The sequence below is a fragment of the Runella sp. SP2 genome (assembly GCF_003711225.1).
GTDB lineage: Bacteria > Bacteroidota > Bacteroidia > Cytophagales > Spirosomataceae > Runella.
Genome location: NZ_CP031030.1, coordinates 7,094,501 through 7,117,500, shown reverse-complemented (window position 1 = coordinate 7,117,500; position 23,000 = coordinate 7,094,501). Strand labels below are relative to the sequence as shown.

Sequence of the window (23,000 nt, the reverse complement as noted above, 5' to 3'; positions counted from 1 at the left end):
TTTAGCCATTCTTTGAGAGGGGGGAACGTATCCATGCCCACTCAAGGAATGGGAGTAAAACTTATAATTAAATTCGGTGAGCCATTAAAAAAAGTAACAGTAAGCCCCATTTGCCTACTGTTACCGATTCAGAATTAGTGTATGCCTTTTTCCGTTAAATAACGCTCGGCATCCAAGGCGGCCATACAGCCAGAACCTGCTGCGGTGATTGCTTGACGGTAAATATTATCTTGGGCATCTCCACAAGCAAACACACCCTCTACATTGGTTTTGGTACTTCCTTTTACGGTTTGGATGTAACCTGCGTCATCCATATCGATAAAATCTTTAAAAATATCAGTATTAGGTTGATGACCAATGGCCACAAAGAAACCCGTTACGTCAATAGTATAAGATTCACCAGTTTTAACATTTTTAAGTTTTGCGCCTGTTACACCTTGGTCGCCAAGAATTTCTTCGGTTTCAGAATTCCATAGAATTTCAATATTAGGCGTTGACTTTACCCGATTTTGCATAACCTGCGAAGCACGAAGCTCTTCCCGGCGCACAATCATATATACCTTCTTACATAATTTGGCTAAATAACTTGCTTCTTCGCAAGCCGTGTCGCCTCCACCTACGATGGCTACTTCTTGGTTACGGAAGAAAAAACCATCACAAACAGCGCAGGCAGAGACTCCGTAGCCATTGAGGCGTTGTTCTGACTCTAGTCCTAGCCATTTTGCCGACGCTCCTGTCGCAATAATTACCGATGGACTCTCAATAAGTGTATTATCATCAATCCAAACTTTGTGAAGAGTTGAATCAGAAAAATCCACTTTCGTGGCTAGTCCGTAACGAATATCCGTTCCAAAACGACGGGCTTGATTTTCGAAATCAATCATCATTTGAGGCCCTTGTACTCCTTCTGGGTACCCAGGATAGTTTTCGACCTCTGTAGTAATCGTAAGTTGGCCACCTGGCTGCCCACCTGTGTATAAAACAGGCTTAAGACCTGCACGAGAGGCATAAATAGCCGCAGTATAACCTGCTGGCCCCGAACCTATGATTAAGCAAGATACTTTTTCAGAAGACATTAGTAAAAACGTTTGTTAAATTGACGATGCCAGATTATTTTCAAGAATAATCTGTTCTTAGAAAACTTACAATCTAACCTGCAAAATCGTTCATCGTCTTTCTTGCAACTTTTTGCAAGACGGTTGCAAAATTAAGCAAAAAAGGCTGAGATGACAAAGTGGGATTAGTACTCTGGTATATTTTAATATGTAATCTCTTACCATATTCTCCATTCTATACGGCGATTTAGCTGTCGGTTTTCGTCCGAAATATTAGGAACAATTGGTTTTGCTTCACCGAAGCCTACTGCTTTGATACGTTCTTTTGCAACACCTAATTGCACAAGATAATCGACCACACTTTGGGCGCGTTTTTGAGAAAGTAGCTGATTTTGCTTGGCATCGCCCACATCGTCGGTATGGCCTGCGATTTCAATGCGAAGCGACGGCTGCGAACGCAGTTGTTCAACGAGCTTACTTAATTCTGTTCGGGATTTTTCTTGCAACTCAGCTTTTCCCGTTTCAAAATAAATATTGCTCAATACGCCATAAGCTTCTCTCTGAAGTGGCTCCAAAGCGATATCCAATTGATACCCTTCCGCATTGTTTTTTTGGCTATAATCGAACGACAAGCTTTTGTAAAAATATCCTTTGGCACTTACGTACAATCCCCACTCACTGCCATTGGGCAAGGTGGTGAGGTAATTGCCCGTAGTGGCGTCAGACGACAGCAATTGTACGCGTTTACCCGTTGTTAAATTCATTAATTCGATGTTTGCTTGAATTGGTTTTTTGGTACGAACATCGGTGACAACTCCTCGCAAGTAATTGGCCGTATTAAACCTTTTGGTCAACTCATCGGGCAAACGAAAACGGTACAATCTCGATACCCGCTGATTTCCGACTCGCTTTGCATCCAATGAATAGTAACCATACTTGCCATCAGCAGTAATGACGAGTGCCACTTGATTGTCGGAAGTATTGATAGGATAGCCAATATTTTGGGGATTTTGCCAACCAGTAGCCGTACTATCTGCAAAAAACAGGTCGTATCCGCCCAATCCTTCGTGGCCTTCCGATGCAAAAAATAACGTCCGCCCATTGGCATATAAAAAAGGAGACGCTTCATCAAAGGGAGTATTGATGGTTTTATCCAAATTTTTCGCTTTTTCCCATTCGCCATTTGGTTGTAAGGTAGTGTACCAAATATCCCGCCCACCTACACCTCCTGGACGGTCAGAAATAAAGTAAAGCAGCTGCCCGTCGGGCGACAATGCAGGTTGCGATTCCCAATAAGGAGAATTAACAACTATCCCCAAGTTTTTTGGTTTATCCCATTCTTCCCCTACTTTATGGCTAATATATAGATCACAACTCCCATAGCCCTCTCGGCGATTGCAGGCAGTAAAGACAAGCGTCCTTCCATCGGCCGAGAGTGTCCCAGTGCCTTCGTTATCAGCCGTATTAATTTTATCCGATACTGACACGGGCGAACTCCAACGCCCGTTTTTGTAGGTACAAATAAATAAATCCTCATCGTTTTCGGGTTTTAGCCCCGTAAAAAGCAACGTTTCGCCATCTCCTGTCAAAGCAGGAAAATATTGCAGAATAAACTGATTGACCGTGTCAGAAAGCTCTTCGGGATGAATCACGAGGGGGTTGAGAATGGCCTTTGCTCCGTAAACACAAGTTTGAAGCTGTCGTTGCGCTCTTTTTTGCGCAATGCTATTGGGTTTAAGAAACGTGATGTAGTGTTCTAAATCGTTTTTCGCTTGCGCATAGTCTCCTTCCCGCAACTGGTGCTCAATGAGACGTTGATACGCTAGGGCAAATTGAGGTGCATCGGGCTTTAGTTGTACTGTTTTACGGTATGCCTGTAAGGCCAAATCAGGTTGGGTAAAAACTTCATACAATTGCCCTTTACGAAAATACGCATCTGCCAAGGTAGAATCATGGCGGAGCGCTTCATCCACAAACTGCGACGCTTTTTCAAAGTTTTTTTCGTTGTAAAACTTTGTACTTCTCTCCAAAGCCTCCGCCGCTTTTTTGTTGGTAGTTGGCAGGTAGGATGCTGGTGCTTGGGCAAGAAGTGTACACGAAAATAATGTACCCAATACCCAACAGGCTGCTACGCTAGTAAGCAACCCATTAAACTTCCAAAAACAAGTCGTTTCCCTTATCTTTAATAAAATCACAATAACCCTCCTCTCTTTCTAACTATTGTACGATTTTACATTCAACTCTACGATTTTGCTGCCTTGCTTGCTCAGAACCACGCTGTACCAATGGCCTGCTTTTTCCGTAGCCCTTAACGCGTAGCCGTTGTTCTTCAATGCCTTTTTCAAGTAAATATCTTTTTACCGATTCTGCCCTTTGTAGCGACAATGTATAATTTAACTCCGCCGTTCCAACATCATCGGTGTGCCCTTCAATCAAAAGTTCGGTTGCGACATTTTGTTTTAGATACTCCGCTAAATGTTCTAATGCCGAATTTGGTGCAACGACCAGCGCCGAGCTATTCTTTGTAAATAATGTGTGTTGTAAAACAACATTTGAATCCACCTTAATCGGCGTCAATAGAATTTCCCAAGTTCCGTTTTGAAAAGACGAATCGGTGGCTAAACTAAGGTTCAAATGTTGAGAAAGGTAGTTTTTACGTTTCACCTCCACTTGAGTTTTTGCCTGTGGGGATACCACAAATAGAAACACGCCCGTCGAGTCATCTGAATAAAAAGTGGCGATTTGCTCTTCTTTTTCTGACACCCCTATCGTGGCTTTTAAAGGTCGTCTTGTTTCTGCATCTATCACTCGCCCTTTTACAAAGGTCATCGCGGGGCAAAGTTGCTTGAGCGAGTCGGGTAAAGAATAATGACACAAACTACTAACAACTGCCCCATTTTCACTAGGTACACTCTTATCATGGTACGAATAAAACGCCTCTTGACAATCGGGAGTAATATAAAATCCCATTTGGTCGGCAAAATCATTGAGTGGGTAGCCTAGATTTTGAGGATGTGACCACTGAGCCAGCTTTTGGGTCGCGATAAACATATCAAAGCCTCCCAAACTAGGCCAACCATCCGAAGCGAAAAAAAGAGTATTACCATTGGAGTGAATAAAAGGCGAGATTTCATCAAACTCTGTATTGATAGTAGGGCCAAGGTTGACAGGTTCGCCCCACACACCTGCTGTATCACGTAAAGTACTCCAAATATCTTTTCCTCCCCATCCTCCTTGACGGTCAGAAGAAAAAAATAAACGAGTACCATCCGACGAAAGCGACGGCTGTGACTGCCATCCTGGACCGTTAACAATAGGACCCAAATTAACAGGCACACTCCAACTCTCTCCTATTTTATACGAACTGTACAAATCACATTTTCCACGATTTGTTTTACGGTGGCAAGCCGTAAATACCAAAAACCTTCCATCTGCCGATATGGAACAAGTCCCTTCATTGGTCGCTTTATTAATTTGCCCCGATATACTTTTGGGGTTTGTCCAACCTTGAGCCGTTCGTTTACTGACGAATATATCCTCATCGCCATTGTTGTGCGTATAAATCAGCGTCTGCAAATCGGCCGTTAGGACAGGATAAGACTGTGCCAGGGCTTTATTAATAGGAGAAGGAAGACGTTGGTGATTGCCCTGTTTTGTGCTAGGAAGATGGTATTGAGCGTATTCGCACTGTTTTAAATAACGTAGTACGCTTCGATGAGCGCTCGATTTGGGCTGAGGGCTGAGCCGTAAATACCCTTTAAAATACGCTTCGGCTTTGGAATAGTCTCCTTTTTGAAGGTACCGTTTTCCTAAAATTTCATAGATTATAAGAAAGGCTCTTTCGTTTGAATCGTTTTTTATTGCTTTTTCAAAATACGGATATGCCCCTTCTTTTGTCTCTTTTGAGTCAAAGAGTAATTGGCCTATCCGCATGTAAGGAGCTGCAAAAGAACTATCCGTTTCAATCGTTTTTTTGTAGAGTTTCAAGGCTTGCTCTCTGTCAAAAGGGAGCAGCCTCTCTGCCGACTCGTACAGTTTTCGGGCGCTGGCGCTTATTAGCCCGTTTTGAGCTAAAACACTTGGCGATAATAATAAAGAACAGAAGAAGAAATAAAAAGTACTAACCTTCACCCCTACGACCGACAAGTCGCCACCAATTCCTACGGTATATCCATGTATTTGTGCGTTTGCAAGGAGACGCGCCATTGGGGATGCTGTTTTACATACTCAACGATTAAAGGCGTCATTTCTTGCATTCGACTCCACTCGGGTTGGAGTAGCAGCACACAGTCTTTGTTGACACGAGCAGCGTGGTATTCGGCAAACTCAAAATCTGATTTGTGGTAAATAACGACTTTCAGTTCGTCGGCTTGCGCATAAATGCTATCATGAGGGTTTTTGAATTTTTTGGGCGAAAAACAAACCCAATCCCACGTACCCGAAAATGGGTGTGCTCCCGAAGTTTCGATATTGGTCTCAAATCCAGCATTGTGCAGTTCGGTGGTCAACGCCCCCAAATCATACATCAACGGCTCACCTCCTGTCACTACGGCCATGCGTGCAGGATACTGCAATGCTTCGTTTACTATTTGTGTTAGCGTATGTTTGGGGTGAATATCAGCATCCCACGACTCTTTCACGTCGCACCACACGCACCCTACGTCGCAGCCGCCCAAACGAATAAAATAGGCCGCTTTTCCACTATGATACCCTTCGCCCTGTAGCGTATAAAAGGCTTCCATTACGGGTAGTTGGGATGTTTGCGAATCCATATTTTTAAGGTTTTCTGTGAATGGTAAACGGTTCGCCAAATTGGCGAACCGTTTCGTAAAATAGTACTATGTTGGCCAAAATAGCCAACGTAATTATTTCAAATCTTGAATATCAAGCATTCCTACAGGTTTGCCACCTTCAGTTACCAAAATCGTATCAACGCTTGTTTTCTTGAAAAGTGCAGCGGCCGCATCCAACAGCGCCGTTGCTTCGATAGAAACAGGCATTTTGTATTCAAACTCACCGATGGCTTTGCTCAATACATCACGTCCTTCACTCGACAATTTACGACGCAAATCACCGTCCGTAAATACGCCTTTCACGCTTCCGTCGGCATTTGTCACCGTTACAGAGCCAAAACCAAATTCAGTCATTTTTACAATCGCATCGGCCAACGTAGTATCTGCTGACACCAATGGATTTACGCCATTGATTGCTTCGCCTACTGTCACTGTAATTAAACGCGTGTGTTCTACAAACTGTTGCGTGCCAATGGCCGTAAAGCTATTTTCAGTCAACACCTTCATAATTTTCCAAGGCACTGTAATCGTGTGGCAACCCAAGTCAATCGCATTGCGAACGTGCTCGGCATTACGCACCGACGAGAACATTACTTTTGACGAAGAACCGTAGAAATTTACCATTTCGACGCATTCTCCAATTAACTTAATAGCGTCATACCCTTGATCTTGCATACGACCTGCCAATACGCAGATATAGCTGGCGCCTGCGGTCATTGCCATATACGCTTGTTGAATCGTATAAACCAAGTGTACGTTTACCATCATACCACGGTCGCGGAGCATTTTACAGGCACGAACCCCTTCGAGTGAAACGGGAACTTTAAATACCGTTTTTGCAGGGTCAAGGCCCAATGCTAGCTGCCGTTCGGCATCTTTTACGATATCTTCGGCACTATCACCCAAGGCTTCAATTTGAAGAACAGGGACAATTTTCGACAATTTCACAATCATTCCGTCGAGGTCAGTTACACCCTCGCGGTGCATAAACGTTGGCGTTGTGGTGAGGCCTGCTAAAAATCCAAGTTGGAAGGCAGTTTCTATCTCTTTAAAGTCGGCAGAATCAAGGTATAATTCCATTTTTGGTCGGTTTGTCCGTTGTTTAGTTATCCGTTTTCGGAACAAAATTTCGGCAAAGGTCGCAAAAAAAATGGAGGAAAAAGAGAGTTTTCCCAAAAGATGGTCGTGAAAATATGAAGCTGACACCCAAAAGGCTAGCGATAGTTCAACATCTTTTTGTACAAATGGGCGATGTATTGCGGATTTCGTCCCATTTTAAACTGAAGAACGGCGACTAAGTTTGCCAACTGCACGCTCAACCAGCTATTTGTTTCGTATTTTCGTGCCGATACCACCACCTCTTTCGGGATTAGTTTAAACAGTTTACGGTGCGATTTCCACATTTTGCGCAAAAAATCATATTCTTCCATAATGACGTAACGTTCGTCAAAGCCCCCTAAACTATTAAACAAAGCGGTGGTTACAAATAAGGTTTGATCGCCTCCTCGGACAAACAGCGAGTCGAAGCGCGTACAATAACTATTGATTTTTAACAACCATCGGTCAGAATCGAAACGGAAACGATACCCGCCCGCTTGATAGCCTTCCTGAATCGCTTGGTGGATGTCGTCCGCAAAACTTTCGGCTACTTGCGTATCGGCATGAACAAAATAGAGCACTTGCCCAGCCGCTCGCGTAGCCCCTGCGTTCATCTGTGCGGCCCTACCTCTAAGCGAGTTTACAACCACGGTAGCGCCTATCTCTTTGGCCACCTGTACGGTATTATCGGTACTTCCTCCGTCCACGACGATGATTTCTGCTACGTATTGCTGACCATATTTTTGAATATTTTCTACCAAACGACGAACGTTTTTTTCTTCGTTTAGCGTGGGGATAATGACCGAAATAAATTTAGTATCCATCCTTAAAATGCTTCACCGATTGTAAAATAAAAGTTTCCGCCATCGCTACCAACTGCATAGTCAAAGCGTACATTGAGCGCATCTTTACGATTTGCAACAAAGCGAAGCCCTACGCCATGCGCAAATTTGGGATTTGAAAACCTCAAAATAGGTTTTGAGGCACCCATCACCCCCAAAGATGTAAAACCAGCAACTTTCAAACGCCCAACGACATGCACTCGAACTTCAGCCTGAGTCAGAAGCGCATTATTATCTCTAAATCGCCCTAAATAATAACCTCGCATTCGCTTAGGCCCTCCCATCTCAGAAAGCATATTGAAGGGCGGGTTTCCCCAATTGAAACTACCGTACATATTGGCAGCAAGGATAATCCGTGCTCCAACTTTTTTAAACACAGCTGCGTCGGCAGTAATGCGCTGAAAGGCCACATTACCGCCAAAAATAGGCGAATGAAGCCAGTATGCCGCATCCACAAAAGCTCCTTTGCTGGGATAAAACAGGACGTCGCGGGAGTCGTAAAACCATCCAAGTCCCACACCTGAGGTGATTGAGCGGGGGAAACCTGCGACAACTCCTTGGTCAAATGCTCCGTTGGGTTCTGTTTCAGTGATTCGATAGTCTTCGTACTGATAACGTAGCCCCCAATAGCTATGAGAGCCCATTTTTTTGAACGCATTCAAACGAATCCGTGGAAAATCTACCCCGTATAATTCTTTGGGAACGGCAGCTTCACCAATGCCAAAAAAATAGTAGTTGTACCGATAAAAACCCAGTTCCCCATAGAAATAATAGTTACCATTTTGAGGAAACAATTGGAACGGTAAGTAGTAGAGCGATTGTTTCTCTTGGGTAAATACAACTCCAAGGCTCAGTTGAGAGGGGCGAGCATTCAACGAATCTGACCGAAAACGAAACGTTGAAGTTACCGCTCCTCCGTACGCCCAGCGCGTTTCGGGGGTGTAGTAAACTACTGGGAACGGGAGTACATTCCATTTTTTTTGCTGGCTATAGGCCGTTTGGAGAAAAAAAACACCCCAAACGAACAGCGCGAATAAGTTAGTAGTACGTATATTTTTAAAGATTCGACAACGCATTGTTTGTACTGTAGGCGTTTAATTAACTATGATAAATACCCTTTCTACGCTTGAGGCTATTGAAAAAATGAATCAGTTAGGTCGTGAGCGAACGCCCTTTTTGTTCATTATTGATTTTTTAGCCCAACGTCCTGTTGTTTTACCTCTTTCTCAAATCGACCCAAAGGTCATTTTGTTTGATTTTAATGGGGTTCACAATGGTACAACGCACCCAACACCCCATCTTTCGCCTTTTACCTTTTCAAAATCACCGCTTTCTTTGGAAGACTACACGCCCAAATTTGAGCTAGTGGTGGAGCACCTCAAGCGAGGTGATTCTTTTTTGACAAATTTATCAATTCCTACCCCAATACATACGGAGCTGGATTTAAAAACGATTTTTTATCACAGTAAAGCCAAATACCGCCTGTGGTGGCAGCAGCAGTTTGTCTGTTTTTCGCCTGAAATATTTGTGCAAATTCGCGGCAATCGAATCGCTTCGTTTCCCATGAAAGGAACGATTGATGCTCAGTTGCCCAACGCAGAAGAACGTATTTTGAGCGACAAAAAGGAAGCAGCCGAACACGCTACCATCGTAGATTTGATTCGAAACGACCTGAGTATGATTGCCCAAAAGGTATGGGTGGAACGTTATCGCTATCTTGATACCCTGAATACCAACCAAAAATCGTTGCTGCAAGTAAGTTCTGAGATTGCGGGTCTTATGCCATCAAATTGGCGTGATTTTATCGGCAACTGGCTTTTTCGTCTTTTGCCAGCAGGCTCAATTAGTGGCGCTCCCAAACCAAGTACCCTCGATATTATCCGACGCGCCGAAGGCTATGAGCGCGGCTATTACACAGGAATTACGGGGGTATTTGATGGCGAAAATTTTGACAGCGGCGTACTCATCCGTTTTATTGAACAATCGGGAGAACAGCTTATCTTTAAGAGTGGTGGAGGTATCACAGCCCGAAGCCAAGTCCACATCGAATACCAAGAAATGATTGACAAAATCTATTTACCTATTTCTAATGCCACTATTCATCGAAACTCTTCGACTCTTCAACGGGAAGTTGTCTAATCTACGCTTTCACAACGAACGTATGTACCGTACTCAAGCACAGCACTTTGAAGGGATTATGGCCACGGATTTAGCGCAAGCAATTTTACCAATTACCAACCTACAGCTAGGCTTATTTAAGTGCCGAGTCACGTACGGAAAAACCATTGAAAAAATAGAGTTTGAGCCCTACCAACCTCGTACTATCCAATCGCTTCGACTCGTAGAGGCCAACGACATTTCGTACTCATTTAAGTACCAAGACCGAAGCAGTTTGAATGCACTTGCTGCTCAAAAAGGCACGGCCGACGATGTGCTCATTGTCAAAAACGGCCACCTTACCGATACGTCGTACGCCAATATCGTTTTTTGGGATGAACGACAGTGGGTTACTCCTACAACTTTTTTACTCGCGGGTACGCAGCGTTCATTTTTGTTAGAACAAGGAAAAATTGTAGAAAAAAAAATTCGGACAGAAGACCTACCTAAGTACTTTTCTGCCCGAATCATCAATTCGATGTTAGATTTTGAAACTACTCCCCACATCCCGCTGAGGAGTATTTTCTAGTTGTTCATTATTTGGGCGGTACTAGCGCCTTATTTTTAGCTTTCGTCTTCTTAATAATCACAGGGATGCAAATATCTTCTGGGCAAATACACTCTGCTTCCACAATCGCAGGGCAGCAGTTTTTGGTTGGACATTGCCCGTCGGATACCTCAACGGTATAAGAGCCTACATCGCCCACTTCTAAGGTCTGCGAAGTAGCACCGTCAATTTTTGTACCGTTTTTAAACCATTGGTATGTCTGATAACCCGCTGGGGCAGAGATAATCACCGTATCGCGTCTTTCAGGGCATATTTTCAGTGGCACACTTACACAAGCAATGTCATAATCATCTTCAGTAATGACTTTGTTTCCTGGCTGAGAGTCGCTGTCCAACCCTACCATTGATACAATTTCGGCTTCGTTACAAATCGACCCACCAATAAAGCCTCCCACATTGTTGATTTTGACAGAAACGGTCAGGGTATCCGTTTGGCCTGGATTGAGTTTCAACGGCCCCCACTTCAAAGTTTGCTGATTGAATACACCGCTTGTTGACGTTGCACTGACAAACGTAAAGTTGGCGGGCAAATAATCCTGTACGTAAACACTGTCGGCGGCAGGAGTTCCACTTACACTTTTATTGGTTACGGCTATTTTAAACTGTACCGTATTCCCCACCTCTCGTCGGCAGTCGCCTACCAATGTTTTGGTAAGTTCTAAGTCTTTAAAAGGCGTACAAGTGCCACTATTGCTTATAGTTATATTCAGAATCATTGATTTTTGGCACGCTCCTTTCTTATCTGCTATGCCATTTGGCTCCCACTTCATGTACAAACTAATGACGGAGTTAGGACGATACAATTTGGGATCCAATTCGGTAATTGTTCCCCTAGCCACGGCATCCTCAATCAACGTAAATTCATTAAATCCATCCCTGAACACAAAGGCTGAATCAGCGATAAAGTAGTAAGTTGCTTTGCCATTGGGGAAGTTTTGCTGCAACTGAATTTTATCACCATTGGCGCAAAGCGTATCCAGTCGCATATCGTATTGTTCTTTGACTTCGTAACAAATCGCCCCAATACTCAGCGTATCCACGCCATCGGTGGCCGCCAAAGCGTAGCCATCTTGAGATTTATGCGCAAACTTAAATTCATATAAACCTAGCGAATCAGGTACTTCGGTAAAGAAATAATTCTTTTTATTTAAATCAATGGAATCAATGTAGCCTTCGCCATCGTCTTCATAAAGGCCGTAGGTATATACATTTTTCTTGGCATCAAACGGGATAATCGCCCATTTTCCGCCTGGTGTTGCCTTAATTGTTACTTTTTCTCGATATACATACTTTGTATATATATCATCACCTGGCAAATATAAAATCGTTGAATCACAAGCACATGGGTCAGAAATCTCAGGCGAAGTTGTTCGGAAGAACCCAATGTCCCAACGTGGATCATGCTGATTAGGGGCTAAAGTAAAAGTCGAAGATTTGTACACTGCTCGTTCGATGTCATTATCCAAAGAATCATTTGTTCCTTTGTTTAAGTCCGTAACGACAAAATCTGTAGCAGGATAAGAAACAGGATTAAACTTCACATAATAATCACCTGCAGGAACTTCGTCGATGTGGTATTTACCGTCCACGCCCGTTGTATCTGATTTAATGAAAGTATCGTTGGCATCATACAATTCCATGATTACTCCCTTGGCAGGAAGCTCTGGCCCTAATATGTTTCCAAAAGGGTCTTTTCTAAGGTCTTGAATACCATTTCGGTTCAAATCATACCAAGCATAGTCTCCCATTGAAGCAGGCGGTAAGTTGAGCATCCAACCAATGTCGAAGGTATAGTTATTCTCGCCATTGTTACCTGTTTTAAACGCAATTATCGCTGCCGAAGAGTCGGCATTATAAACCGCATCTGAGTTACGTACATTACTTGTTGGTATTATACTATCAATTGGCACGAGTCGCATCAAATTCGCCACTGTATTCTCATTAGCATTGGAGGTAGCAATATTTGCAGCGGCAGGAACATTTGCGTTTACTGGCAAATTGGAAACTTTTATACCTGCTGCTTGCGCGGCTTGAATGACATTAGCTGCAGACCCTCCCAAACTTTGAAGTGTACTTTGATGTATTTCGTACAGGTGATTTCTCTTCAAACCGCCTGTTACATTAAAATCAGAGAAATAAAACTGTCCGCCGTTAGTTGTGGTATCGCGGCCTACTTCCGTTCCACCATTTTGCATATCATGGAGTGTCAGTACAAGGCCATCCACCCCAGGTTCATTCGGATCTTGAATACCATCTCGGTCAACATCAAACCAAATACGATTCCCAACAGAAAGTGGCGAAGGCTCACAAGCGGCGGTTAAGTCACCTACTCCTCCTGATTTTCCAAGCGATCCCTCACGGATAGAATACACCGCATAGCCTCTTTTACGCTTTCCTGTTTTGGTATCAAAAACCAAAAATCCTGTTGCTAAATATACCTGATGAAGTGGGTCAAAAGCCGAGGTAAAGATTTCATTTTCGCCTGGGATTTTAAAAATACCTCCGTTATTAAGTTCGGCGTGGCCAATTGTACCTTGTCCGTTGATCCAGTAATCCTCAAAGAAAAATTCACCTCCACCTGGGCCTGCATCTTTATCGCGAGCACTTGCTACCCCTGGTCCACTTGGACCATCAGCAATATATGGCCCAGAAACACCATTGCTTTCCATGCTATATGAACCATCAGGGTTACGATGTGCACGAAGCAAATCACCACTCATAAATCCGTAGTAATTGAGTGTATCATCCACCGCAATACCTGGCTGGTTTTGCCCTGTTTGCAAACCTCCTCTATCCAACATCCCGATAAACATCGAACCATCATCATCGAACTCAATGTCTGAAATAATAGGCTGTGGATTTACCAAAAATGCACTCAGAGGGTCTGGTGAGCCTAGTGGGTAGTTACACTGCTTAGGAAAAATGCCTGACCATGGTTTCCAAGTATTGATGGTATCACATCCTTGCGTAGCATCTAGTGGGTCTCGTTTGTAGCCCAGTGGAAATTCAAAGATATTTTTAAACTGAGAGGTCCTAGGGTTAAACTCGTAAATTGCTCCTTTCAAGTCTTCTTTTTTCTGTGAAGTTTCGGCGGTACATACCACGCCAAGGTACATTTTGTTACGGTAATATTTTAGTGCCCACGGAGCAAAATCTCCGTTAGAACAATTGGGATTAGGTATGACAAAGCTTTTCACATTGGCATCTGCCGCAGTATGAGGCGCCGTAAGTGGCTTACCTACGCAAAAGCTGTACAGTTTTTTATCATATAAATTGACCATATACAAGCTATCCTGATAGCGCGTTAACTGCACACCACCCATACCTACTTTTCCTGCCATGTGGAAAGAAAGCGAATCCCGGCTTCGAGCTGTTTTGGATGCGGGCAAAGTACTGAGTCCCGTAATAGGATCAAGGTGAGGGTCTGGCCCCGTATCAATTCCAATCGTTTTTACGTCCAAGAACTCTTTTACCTGATTACCGTTTGCCAAGTCAATATAATAGAATCCACCTGTCCCCAAAGGTCCCAAACCTACGTGACGTCGTACAATGGCTCCAACCAACATTCGACGTGAGTCTCGTTGAAAAGAAGATATCCACGTAGAGCCAATCTGCGCCGCTGTGGCTAGTTTCACCATAGAAAAGTCATCTACACCTGCTAATCCACTTGCTTTTTGGTCAAACAAAATAAGGGCTGGATCATCGGCGGCCGAACCTCCCGCGAGCGGATCCCCCATCACATAACAAGCCGTGGTAACCCGTAACTCTTTTGTTACAGGGCAAAACTCATCATCGTTGGCAATTCCGAGATTTGTTTCCAATGATGGTGCCTTGACAAACTGGACATCTGTCGCATTTTGTAAGCCTACCATACTTGGCGAAAACGTCTCGGGGAAATCGCTAAATTCGACCCGCGCCATGCTATCAACGGGCACTTGGCCTTGGGTGAAAGAATACTCTCCCAAGGCATTGGTAGTGGTTGTAAAAGGTGTAGGGTTGTTTCCTACAAACAACTGTACCCGAACACCCGCAACGCCAGGTTCTGTAGGACTAACGGCAGTTCGTTTTCCATTCAAATCGTAGTCGATATACACTACCCCCCTCACCTGAGAATAGGCGAGATTGGCTATCATTACCATTAATAGTGTACTCACTAAAAAGGAAGAAAAGTGGTTTGCCTTCGTAATAAGGTGTAAAATCCTTTTCATTTTTTGAAAAAATTTGGGGTAATCAAAGCACTTTCACCAAGTACCCTGAACGGTTTTTGGTATAATTTGTCCATCTGGCTGGGTTAGAAAATTACTTTTTAAGATGTCTTAAATAACACTCAGCTAATTATATCCCATTCATATACATTATATTTGAGCTATTTTGTATATAAAGAAATTAGAGAAGCTGTTTATGTTTTTTAACATCTCTATTCGACATAATGATATTTCAATTACCTTGCCACTCACTAGCATGTTTCTAAAAAATATCTATAAAAATTTCTCAGCCACCCCCAAACAAGCTAACACTTTTATTTATAGACACTTGCAACCATTTACAAAAAAATCAGCTATTCGATATTTAGGATAAAACTGCCCTTCAAAGGGGATAAATCCTGAGATTCGCCTCCCTACAAAAACAATGCCAATCAATTAGTTAGCTCAAAGAAAAACATAAACTACGTTCTCATTTTACCGCCTATCGGTACACTTTTTGAGACAGGGTATATTCATGAACTAAGAAAGCATATCCAAGAATTTATCCAGCTTTCTTTTAGGCACCGCTCGGGGCGTGGCCTCAATCACTTGAAGTAAAATCCGCTGGATAAGGCTCAAATATTTACTGGCTTTGGGCTGGTCAATTCCAAAGAAAGTCGCCAGTTGGTCTTGTCTCAAATTTCCGTTTAGATAAATAAGCCCAAAAAGAAGCGCGTCATGGGTATCTCCAAAAATGCTATTTTTCCGCACCGACGCCTGCCTAAGTCTCGCTACACCATCGAGGGTGTACTCCGCAAAATACGCATTCCAAGCATCACGAAAATAACCGTGAAGAAGCTCAAATTCTGAGCGTTTAAGTCCCGTAAGACGCCGTAGCTTTGGGTCGTCGGCCTCCAGGTCATGGTACCGCTGAATCATTTCCAAGTTCATAATTTTCATAAAGGGGTAAAAGTGATATTAGACATAACCCATTATGTCAAATATCTTGCCAGCTTGAAGTTTTTGCGGGGAAAGCGCTATCTTGCATCGTACATTCGGTTGAAAACAACGTGCAGATTGCAGAAAACGACGATTTTGGCTCAGAAGAGATAACTCTGTTTGCCGACCTAATTTTGCCCGTGCCTGTAGCCCAGTTATTCACCTATCGGGTTCCAAGGGTGATAAATCCATTCATCAAAAATGGTGCCAGAGTAGTAGTACCTTTTGGCAAAAATAGAGTAGTGACGGGCGTTGTGGCAAAAATCCACCAGACACCTCCTACCAAATACCAAGCAAGATACATCGCCGAACTCCTTGACGATGAACCATTAGTAACACCTTACCAAATCGAACTCTTTCATTGGATTGCCGACTACTACTTATGTACGGTGGGTGAAGTACTAAACGTAGCTCTTCCCTCGGGCTTGAAAATTACTAGCCAATCCAAGATTCAGTACAACCCTGACTTTGAGTACTACGATTTATTGACAGAAGAAGAAGCCAATCTTTTGGAAGAAATCAAAAAGTACCAATCCCTCACTTACGAAGAGGTCGAGAAACGCGTAGGTGCGACAAACATCAACCACATCATTAAGTCACTTATTGGCAAGCGGGCCATTATTCTTTTTGAAGAAGTCAAAGAAAAATACAAGCCCAAAGTACTCAAAAAAGTCAAGCTAAATGGACGTTTTGAGACGCGCGAAAACTTGATGGAGCTCATTTCCCAGCTTGATAAATTTCCCAAACAACAGGAAATTATCATGAGCTATGTCAGCCAAGTTCCGATTCAAAATGTACCTTATTCTAATCGCGCGGGACTTGAAAAGAGTTTTTTCACCCAAAACGATGCTTTCTCCGATTCGGCATTAAGTACGCTGATTAAAAAAGGGACGCTCGAAGAGTTTGAGGTAACCGTTTCACGCTTTGCCGATGTAGCTCCCGATTTTTCGGAAGGTACCAACATCCACCTCACCACCGCCCAACAGCGCGCTTTTGACGAAATCATTACCCAATTTCAATCCAAAGACACTGTTTTGCTGCACGGTGTTACAGGAAGTGGAAAAACGGAAGTATATATTAATTTAGCCCAGCAAGTACTCGCAAGCGGCTCGCAGGTACTGTTTCTATTACCTGAAATTGCCCTCACGACCCAAATTGTGGTTCGCCTCAAAAAAGTCTTTGGGGATAAGCTCGGCATTTACCACTCCAAATTCTCCGACAACGAGCGCGTGGAAGTTTGGAAAGGGGTAGTTTCAGGCCAGTTTCAGTTGGTGGTGGGCGTACGTTCGGCCATTTTCTTGCCTTTCGATAGCCTTGGATTGATTATCGTCGATGAAGAACACGAAAGTTCTTACAAACAATACGACCCCGCCCCACGCTACCACGCCCGCGACGTCGCCATTGTGGCCGCCCAACGCCAACAAGCCAAGGTGCTGCTAGGTTCGGCCACGCCAGCGCTCGAATCCTATTATCAAGCTCTCAACGGGCGCTACGGTTTTGTGCAATTGCTCGAACGTTATGGCAAAGCCAACTTGCCCGAGTTTGTGCTCATTGACACCAAAAAAGAGCGAAAAAGTAAAAAAATGAAGTTTGAGTTTTCGTCAGTTTTAATCAACGAACTTCAAGAAGCTCTGAACCGAAACGAACAGAGTATTATTTTCCAAAACCGACGCGGCTACTCTTCCTATTTACAATGTGAAGAATGTGGGTGGATTGGCGAGTGCGAAAACTGCGCGGTCAGCCTTACGTATCACCAAAAAGACGCCGAGCTACGTTGCCATTATTGTGGTCACAAAGAGAAAGTACCCAAGCTGTGTCCAGGTTGCAGTTCTACCAAAGTCAGAACGGTAGGCTTTGGCACTGAAAAGCTGGAAGACCAGCTCAAAATTTTCTTTCCAACGGCCCGCATTGCCCGCATGGATTTGGACACTACCCGCGCCAAAAATGCGTACAAAGAAATGATTGAGGACATCGAACAGGGAAACGTGGACATTTTGGTCGGAACTCAAATGATTAGCAAAGGGCTTGACTTTGAAAATGTCAGTACGGTAGGCGTATTTGATGCCGACCGAATGATTCATTTTCCTGACCTTCGCTCGGCCGAACGCGCCTTTCAACTGATTACACAGGTAAGCGGTCGCGCTGGACGCCGCGCCGACCGAAAAGGACGGGTTTTGATTCAAACAGGGAACCCTTCGCAAAAGATTTTACAAAAAATTATTACGAACGATTATATCGGGATGTACGAGGAGGAAATCAAGGAAAGAGAAAACTTTAAGTACCCTCCTTTTACCCGACTTATCAAGCTGACTGTCAAACACTTTGACCAAACAACCGCCTTGCAATCAGCCCAGAAATTGACCCAACTTTTACTCGAAAAAATGGGTGAAGATAGGGTTTTAGGCCCCCAGCCACCACTGGTCGAACGCATACGAAATAGGTTTTTGTTTGACATTCTTATAAAACTCGAACGCGAAAAAGTTAATTTTAGGGCCGCAAAGGCTTTTATACTCGAAAAAGTTACGGATATTCTGACGGACAAGACCTTAAAAGGTACCGACGTGACTATAGATGTAGATTGCCTGTGATTGTACCCATCAAAACCTAACACGATGATTGACAAAAAAGCTAAAATTGTTGCTACCGTAGGTCCTGCTTCCGAAACGTCTGAAATGCTCCAAGCATTAGTACAAGCAGGAGTAAACGTATTTCGTCTCAATTTCTCTCACGGCACTCATGCCGACCACCAGGAACGTATCAACCGCATTCGTGAAAACAATGCAAAGTATGGTTTCAGCGTCGGAATTTTACAAGATTTGCAAGGCCCTAAAATTCGCATCGGTAACGTAGAACACAAAGATGGTGTGAAAATTACGGCAGGACAAAAATTAGTTTTTACCAACGAAGAAATCATCGGCACTTCTGAGCGCGTGAGTACACCTTACAAAGGTATGTACCGCGACGTGCGCATGGGTGAACGGATTTTGATGGACGACGGAAAACTCGAAGTAAAAGTAGTTGGTATTGAAGGCACCGACGTGGTGACCGAAGTTATTTACGACGGTATTTTAAAATCGAAAAAAGGCGTAAACCTTCCTAATACTAAGGTTTCGATGCCATCGGTAACTGAAAAAGACTACGAGGACTTAGAATTTGGTCTTCAAAACGACGTAGAATGGATTGCACTTTCATTTGTACGCTATGCTTCTGATATTCAAGAAGTAAAAGACTATATCAAGTCGAAAGGTAAAAATTGTCGCGTAGTGGCTAAAATCGAAAAGCCAGAAGCGATTGATAATATCGACGAAATCATCGCTATTACAGATGCTATCATGGTAGCTCGCGGCGACTTGGGGGTTGAGCTTCCTGCCGAAGAAGTGCCTATGATTCAGAAGATGATTGTAGAGAAATGTAACCGTGCCGCTAAGCCTGTCATCGTGGCTACCCAGATGTTGGAAAGTATGATTGACGCCCCACGCCCGACGCGCGCCGAAATCAACGACATTGCCAACTCCGTACTCGACGGCGCCGACGCCGTGATGTTAAGTGCTGAAACTGCCTCTGGAAAATATCCAGTAGAAGCCGTAACAAGCATGGCTCAGACCATCAAGAGAGTGGAAGAAACCGAAGCAGCGAAAGATGCCAAGGAAACCAAAATCTATTTCAAGCACCATGCGGCAGTTAATGACCATAGCAGCCCTAATGTCTTAAACGATAACGTCGTAATGAGTGCTTGCCGTTTGGCACGTGATACCCAAGCAAAAGCAATCATTGGCGTAACTCGTTCGGGTTATACTGCATTTCGTCTGTCGCACCACCGCCCCGAGGCTAATTTGTACGTCTTTACTTCAAACCAACGATTGATTGACACGCTTTCGTTGTATTGGGGAGTAAAGGCTATTTATTATGACCGCGAGGGTCTTTCAAGCGACGACCTCATCGAAGACATCAAAAAAGTATTGGTTGAAAAAGGTGAACTTAAATCAGGTGATATTTTTGTAAATACCTTGAGTATGCCAGTAACGAAGCACCGCAAAACAAATGCAGTGAAGCTAAGTATTGTTGAATAATCAGAAAGACCTGATTAAAATAAAAAGTAGAAAGGGCAATGACGCGGCAGCGTTGTTGCCCTTATGCTTTTCTAGGTGTTTGAGGTTTTGCTGTATTTCCACTTGAAATACAAAATCACGAAGGAAAGCATCAAAGTAACGGTATTGGCTGCCACCACTGGAAACGAATGTGTCATCAATCCGTAGGCCAACCAAAGCGCTACACCCACGGTAAAAAGTAAAAACATGGCCAAAGAAACGTCCTTTGCCGATTTTGTTCGATATATTTGCATCACTTGTGGAACGAAGGCAACCGTCGTCAAAATTCCTGCGATGTACCCTAATGTCTCTAACATGGCGTTGTGTATTTGAGTCCTTTTTACTAATTATCGGAAAAGTTATAGAAAAAGTTTCTTATCAACGCAAAGTTCTTTAAATAATACAACAAATGATTATTAGAACAAAAAATAGTGTCATTCTCGTCTCAATTATTACACCCTCCACAGTGTGAGCAAGGCGCGCATGTCCACCAAACAAAAAAGCCCCTTCTCACACCGATAAGGGGCTTTTTTGTTGCCCCCAAGCAAAAAAACCGTTTTTTGTTTGGAAAATAAAAACTGACCCTATTTATTTGTAACGCAATTACGCAATTAGCGTAATTTCGCTCACAGAAAAAATTTGCTTTAAAATGTTCAATATAACAGGCGTGGTCGTGGTCCTCATTATTAGCACCCAAACGGTGTGAGTGAAACCAGATTGCCCTCAGAAGCCTCACTCACACCAACAACGAGTGAGGCTTTTTTGTAAAAAAACCTTTCTATCATGTCAGAGCAACTAAACAAATTCAGCCGCACACTCACCCAAGAAGTGACCAACCCCGCCGCTAAAGCCATGCTTTACGGAGTAGGTTTAACCCAAGAAGACATGCAAAAAGCCCAAATCGGGATTGCAAGTACGGGTTATGAAGGAAACACTTGTAACATGCACCTTAACGGACTGTCGGTGCACGTCAAAAAAGGAATTCAAGAAAACGGCATGGTGGGACTTATCTTCCACACCATAGGGGTCTCTGACGGAATGACCAACGGAAACGCTGGAATGAGCTACTCACTCCCCTCGCGTGACTTGATTGCGGACTCCATCGAAAACGTAGTAGGTGCCCAATGGTACGACGGCGTGATTGCGGTCGTAGGTTGCGACAAAAATATGCCAGGCGCCATGATGGCCTTGGCCCGCCTCAACCGCCCAGGAATGCTCGTTTACGGAGGAACCATCCGTACGGGTGAATATAAAGGCCAAAAATTAGACATCATCTCGGCGTTTGAAGCCCTTGGAAAGAAATTTGCGGGAACCATCTCGGACGAAGATTACGAAGGTGTGATTCAAAATGCGATTCCAGGCGCGGGAGCTTGCGGCGGTATGTACACAGCCAACACCATGGCGAGTTCGATGGAAGCTATGGGACTTACCCTCCCCAACTCTTCGACCTACCCTGCCACCCACGAAGGTAAAAAAGCCGAGTGTATTGCCATCGGCGCTGCCATGAAGCAATTGCTCGAAAAAAATATCTGCCCACGCGACATTATGACGCGTAAAGCGTTTGAAAATGCTCTTACGGTAGTAATGGCACTTGGTGGCTCCACCAACGCTGTATTGCACTATTTGGCCATTGCTCGCGCAGCCGAAGTGGAATTTACGTTGAAAGACATTCAAGATATTTCGGATCGTACGCCATTGATTGCTGACCTCAAGCCGTCAGGTAAATACTATATGGAAGATGTATTGGCGATTGGTGGTGTACCAGCCATCATGAAATACCTCCTCCAAAAAGGGCTTCTTCACGGCGATTGCTTGACCGTAACGGGCAAAACCATTGCCGAAAACTTAGAAGATGTTCCTGAGTTAAGCTTTGATAGTCAGAAGATTATCTTCCCTCTCGAAACACCACTTAAACCAACGGGTCACCTACAAATTTTGTACGGAAACCTCGCAACGGGCGGTGCCGTAGCAAAAATTACGGGCAAAGAAGGGGAGCGTTTTGAGGGAATTGCGAAAGTATGTGAGCGCGAAGAAGAAGTAATTGAATTCATTTCTAAAGGCGAAGTGAAGGCAGGCCACGTGCTTGTGATTCGCAACGAAGGCCCTAAAGGCGGACCAGGTATGCCCGAAATGTTGAAACCTACTTCGGCAGTAATGGGTGCTGGACTTGGTGATAAAATCGCGATGATTACCGACGGCCGCTTCTCGGGAGGAACCCACGGTTTCGTGGTAGGTCACGTCACGCCTGAAGCATACCTTGGCGGAAACATCGCTTTGGTACAAGACGGCGATAAAATTACGATTGATGCCGTCAACAACGTACTCCAATTGCACGTATCAGACGAAGAATTGGCAGAACGTCGTAAGCTTTGGAAACAACCAGAGCCTCCGTTTACCAGAGGAACATTAGGCAAGTACGTCCGCAACGTAAAATCAGCCAGCGAGGGTTGTGTAACGGACGAAGCGTAAGCAACCAGTTATAATTTTTGTCCCCAAAAAAAACTTATAACTGCATCAAATAACTCTAAAAGTAGTATTACTAATGAAACTATTAGCGAACCGAAACTTTGGAGAAATAAACGCTTAATAAGTTATGAACGCACATAGAGAAATAGTAAAGCCTATAGGGCGAACCATAAGTTTAGAGTTACCAGAAGAGTTTGTACTTGGTGACCAAGTTGAGGTAATTATTCTCCCTCTCAACGAGCCGTCCGTTAGAAAACCGAAAAATGACCTAAGGCGTTTTCGTGGTGCGCTTGCTCATTTGCCAGAAAAAGAGAAAAAAGAAATGGACGATTTTTTCAAAAATATTCGTAACGAATGGGAACGGGATATTTAATTGATACGTCTGGTTATAGTCGTTATTTAGATGATAGGTTATCCATAGAAAACAGCGAATTCATGGATAGTGTATTGGAAGATGCGCCTGATATGTGTTTTGTTGTCAAAATAGAATTGCGTTCTTTTCAAGGTGATGTAGATAGGGAGCATACAATTGCTGATTTGGTTAATAGTTCTAGGATAATTGAACTCACTGATGATGTCATTGAAAAAACCATTGAGCTACGCAAAAAAGCCAAAATTAAACTCCCAGACGCCATCATTGCCGCCACAGCGATTATCCATAACTTGACTTTACTATCTACCAATGATAGTGATTTTTTGAAAGTGCCTAAATTGAAATACAAGTCATTGAACACATAAAATCCCCAAAACC

Annotated in this window: 18 protein-coding genes (1 of these 18 cut by a window edge); 7 read left to right on the top strand and 11 right to left on the bottom strand. The window is 43.6% G+C overall.

The features are described from left to right. From DTQ70_RS28675 to DTQ70_RS28640, 8 genes are all read right to left on the bottom strand, one after another. Nucleotides 1-35: the start of a M23 family metallopeptidase gene (locus tag DTQ70_RS28675; RefSeq protein WP_122933993.1), read on the bottom strand. The gene continues 1,081 nt to the left of window position 1, outside the view; only the first 35 of its 1,116 coding nucleotides appear in the window; its start codon is at nt 33-35; its stop codon lies off the left edge, out of view. Between the two features lie 99 nt (nt 36-134). Continuing rightward, nucleotides 135-1,076 carry a thioredoxin-disulfide reductase gene (trxB, locus tag DTQ70_RS28670; protein ID WP_122933992.1) on the bottom strand — a complete coding sequence of 314 codons (942 nt, stop codon included), beginning with the start codon at nt 1,074-1,076 and terminating at the stop codon, nt 135-137. A gap of 197 nt (nt 1,077-1,273) precedes the next feature. Beyond that, on the bottom strand, nt 1,274-3,169 hold the full coding sequence (locus DTQ70_RS28665; RefSeq protein ID WP_229600031.1) for an OmpA family protein: 1,896 nt from the start codon (nt 3,167-3,169) through the stop codon (nt 1,274-1,276). Nucleotides 3,170-3,272: 103 nt separating this feature from the next. Beyond that, the gene (locus tag DTQ70_RS28660; RefSeq protein ID WP_122933990.1) at nt 3,273-5,261 is read right to left on the bottom strand and encodes an OmpA family protein; all 1,989 of its coding nucleotides are present in this window, start codon (nt 5,259-5,261) and stop codon (nt 3,273-3,275) included. Then, complete coding sequence (locus DTQ70_RS28655) at nt 5,216-5,827, bottom strand: 7-carboxy-7-deazaguanine synthase QueE (protein WP_229600030.1); 612 nt, start codon at nt 5,825-5,827, stop codon at nt 5,216-5,218. Before DTQ70_RS28655 ends, DTQ70_RS28660 begins: the two co-directional genes overlap by 46 nt. Before the next feature lie 93 nt (nt 5,828-5,920). After that, entirely contained in the window at nt 5,921-6,928 is a 1,008-nt protein-coding gene (locus DTQ70_RS28650; protein WP_122934601.1) for a transaldolase family protein, read from the bottom strand. 134 nt (nt 6,929-7,062) lie between these two features. Further along, nucleotides 7,063-7,770, bottom strand: a complete 708-nt coding sequence (locus DTQ70_RS28645; protein ID WP_122933989.1) for a TIGR04283 family arsenosugar biosynthesis glycosyltransferase — start codon at nt 7,768-7,770, stop codon at nt 7,063-7,065. Between the two features lie 2 nt (nt 7,771-7,772). Then, nucleotides 7,773-8,864, bottom strand: coding sequence for a BamA/TamA family outer membrane protein (locus tag DTQ70_RS28640; RefSeq protein ID WP_122933988.1), 1,092 nt, complete (start codon nt 8,862-8,864; stop codon nt 7,773-7,775). A gap of 28 nt (nt 8,865-8,892) precedes the next feature. Here DTQ70_RS28640 and DTQ70_RS28635 point away from each other — a divergent pair, with 28 nt between their 5' ends. Both DTQ70_RS28635 and DTQ70_RS28630 read left to right on the top strand, forming a co-directional pair. Further along, entirely contained in the window at nt 8,893-9,927 is a 1,035-nt protein-coding gene (locus DTQ70_RS28635; RefSeq protein WP_122933987.1) for an aminodeoxychorismate synthase component I, read from the top strand. After that, nucleotides 9,878-10,474: an aminotransferase class IV gene (locus tag DTQ70_RS28630; RefSeq protein ID WP_122933986.1), complete on the top strand. Its 597-nt coding sequence runs from the start codon at nt 9,878-9,880 to the stop codon at nt 10,472-10,474. The genes DTQ70_RS28635 and DTQ70_RS28630 overlap by 50 nt, the downstream gene beginning before the upstream one ends. A 7-nt stretch (nt 10,475-10,481) precedes the next feature. Here the strand turns inward: DTQ70_RS28630 and DTQ70_RS28625 are convergent, their stop codons facing one another. Beyond that, entirely contained in the window at nt 10,482-14,645 is a 4,164-nt protein-coding gene (locus DTQ70_RS28625) for an SdrD B-like domain-containing protein (protein WP_164490257.1), read from the bottom strand. 591 nt (nt 14,646-15,236) lie between these two features. Then, nucleotides 15,237-15,656, bottom strand: a complete 420-nt coding sequence (locus DTQ70_RS28620) for a transposase family protein (RefSeq protein WP_122933984.1) — start codon at nt 15,654-15,656, stop codon at nt 15,237-15,239. Nucleotides 15,657-15,766: 110 nt separating this feature from the next. Here DTQ70_RS28620 and priA point away from each other — a divergent pair, with 110 nt between their 5' ends. Together priA and pyk are read left to right on the top strand one after the other, a co-directional pair. Further along, complete coding sequence (gene priA / locus DTQ70_RS28615; protein ID WP_122933983.1) at nt 15,767-18,283, top strand: primosomal protein N'; 2,517 nt, start codon at nt 15,767-15,769, stop codon at nt 18,281-18,283. Nucleotides 18,284-18,307: 24 nt separating this feature from the next. Beyond that, a complete protein-coding gene (gene pyk / locus DTQ70_RS28610) occupies nt 18,308-19,765 on the top strand; it encodes a pyruvate kinase (protein ID WP_122933982.1) in 1,458 nt (485 codons plus the stop codon). 71 nt (nt 19,766-19,836) lie between these two features. Here the strand turns inward: pyk and DTQ70_RS28605 are convergent, their stop codons facing one another. Beyond that, complete coding sequence (locus DTQ70_RS28605) at nt 19,837-20,100, bottom strand: SemiSWEET transporter (RefSeq protein ID WP_122933981.1); 264 nt, start codon at nt 20,098-20,100, stop codon at nt 19,837-19,839. 466 nt (nt 20,101-20,566) lie between these two features. Between DTQ70_RS28605 and ilvD the strand changes: the two genes are divergently transcribed. The 3 genes from ilvD to DTQ70_RS28590 all read left to right on the top strand — a co-directional run bounded on the left by ilvD (nt 20,567) and on the right by DTQ70_RS28590 (nt 22,987). Continuing rightward, on the top strand, nt 20,567-22,252 hold the full coding sequence (gene ilvD / locus DTQ70_RS28600) for a dihydroxy-acid dehydratase (RefSeq protein ID WP_122933980.1): 1,686 nt from the start codon (nt 20,567-20,569) through the stop codon (nt 22,250-22,252). A 124-nt stretch (nt 22,253-22,376) separates the two neighbouring features. Beyond that, complete coding sequence (locus DTQ70_RS28595) at nt 22,377-22,622, top strand: hypothetical protein (protein WP_122933979.1); 246 nt, start codon at nt 22,377-22,379, stop codon at nt 22,620-22,622. Further along, complete coding sequence (locus DTQ70_RS28590; RefSeq protein ID WP_206019600.1) at nt 22,604-22,987, top strand: PIN domain-containing protein; 384 nt, start codon at nt 22,604-22,606, stop codon at nt 22,985-22,987. The genes DTQ70_RS28595 and DTQ70_RS28590 overlap by 19 nt, the downstream gene beginning before the upstream one ends. Nucleotides 22,988-23,000 lie beyond the last annotated feature (13 nt).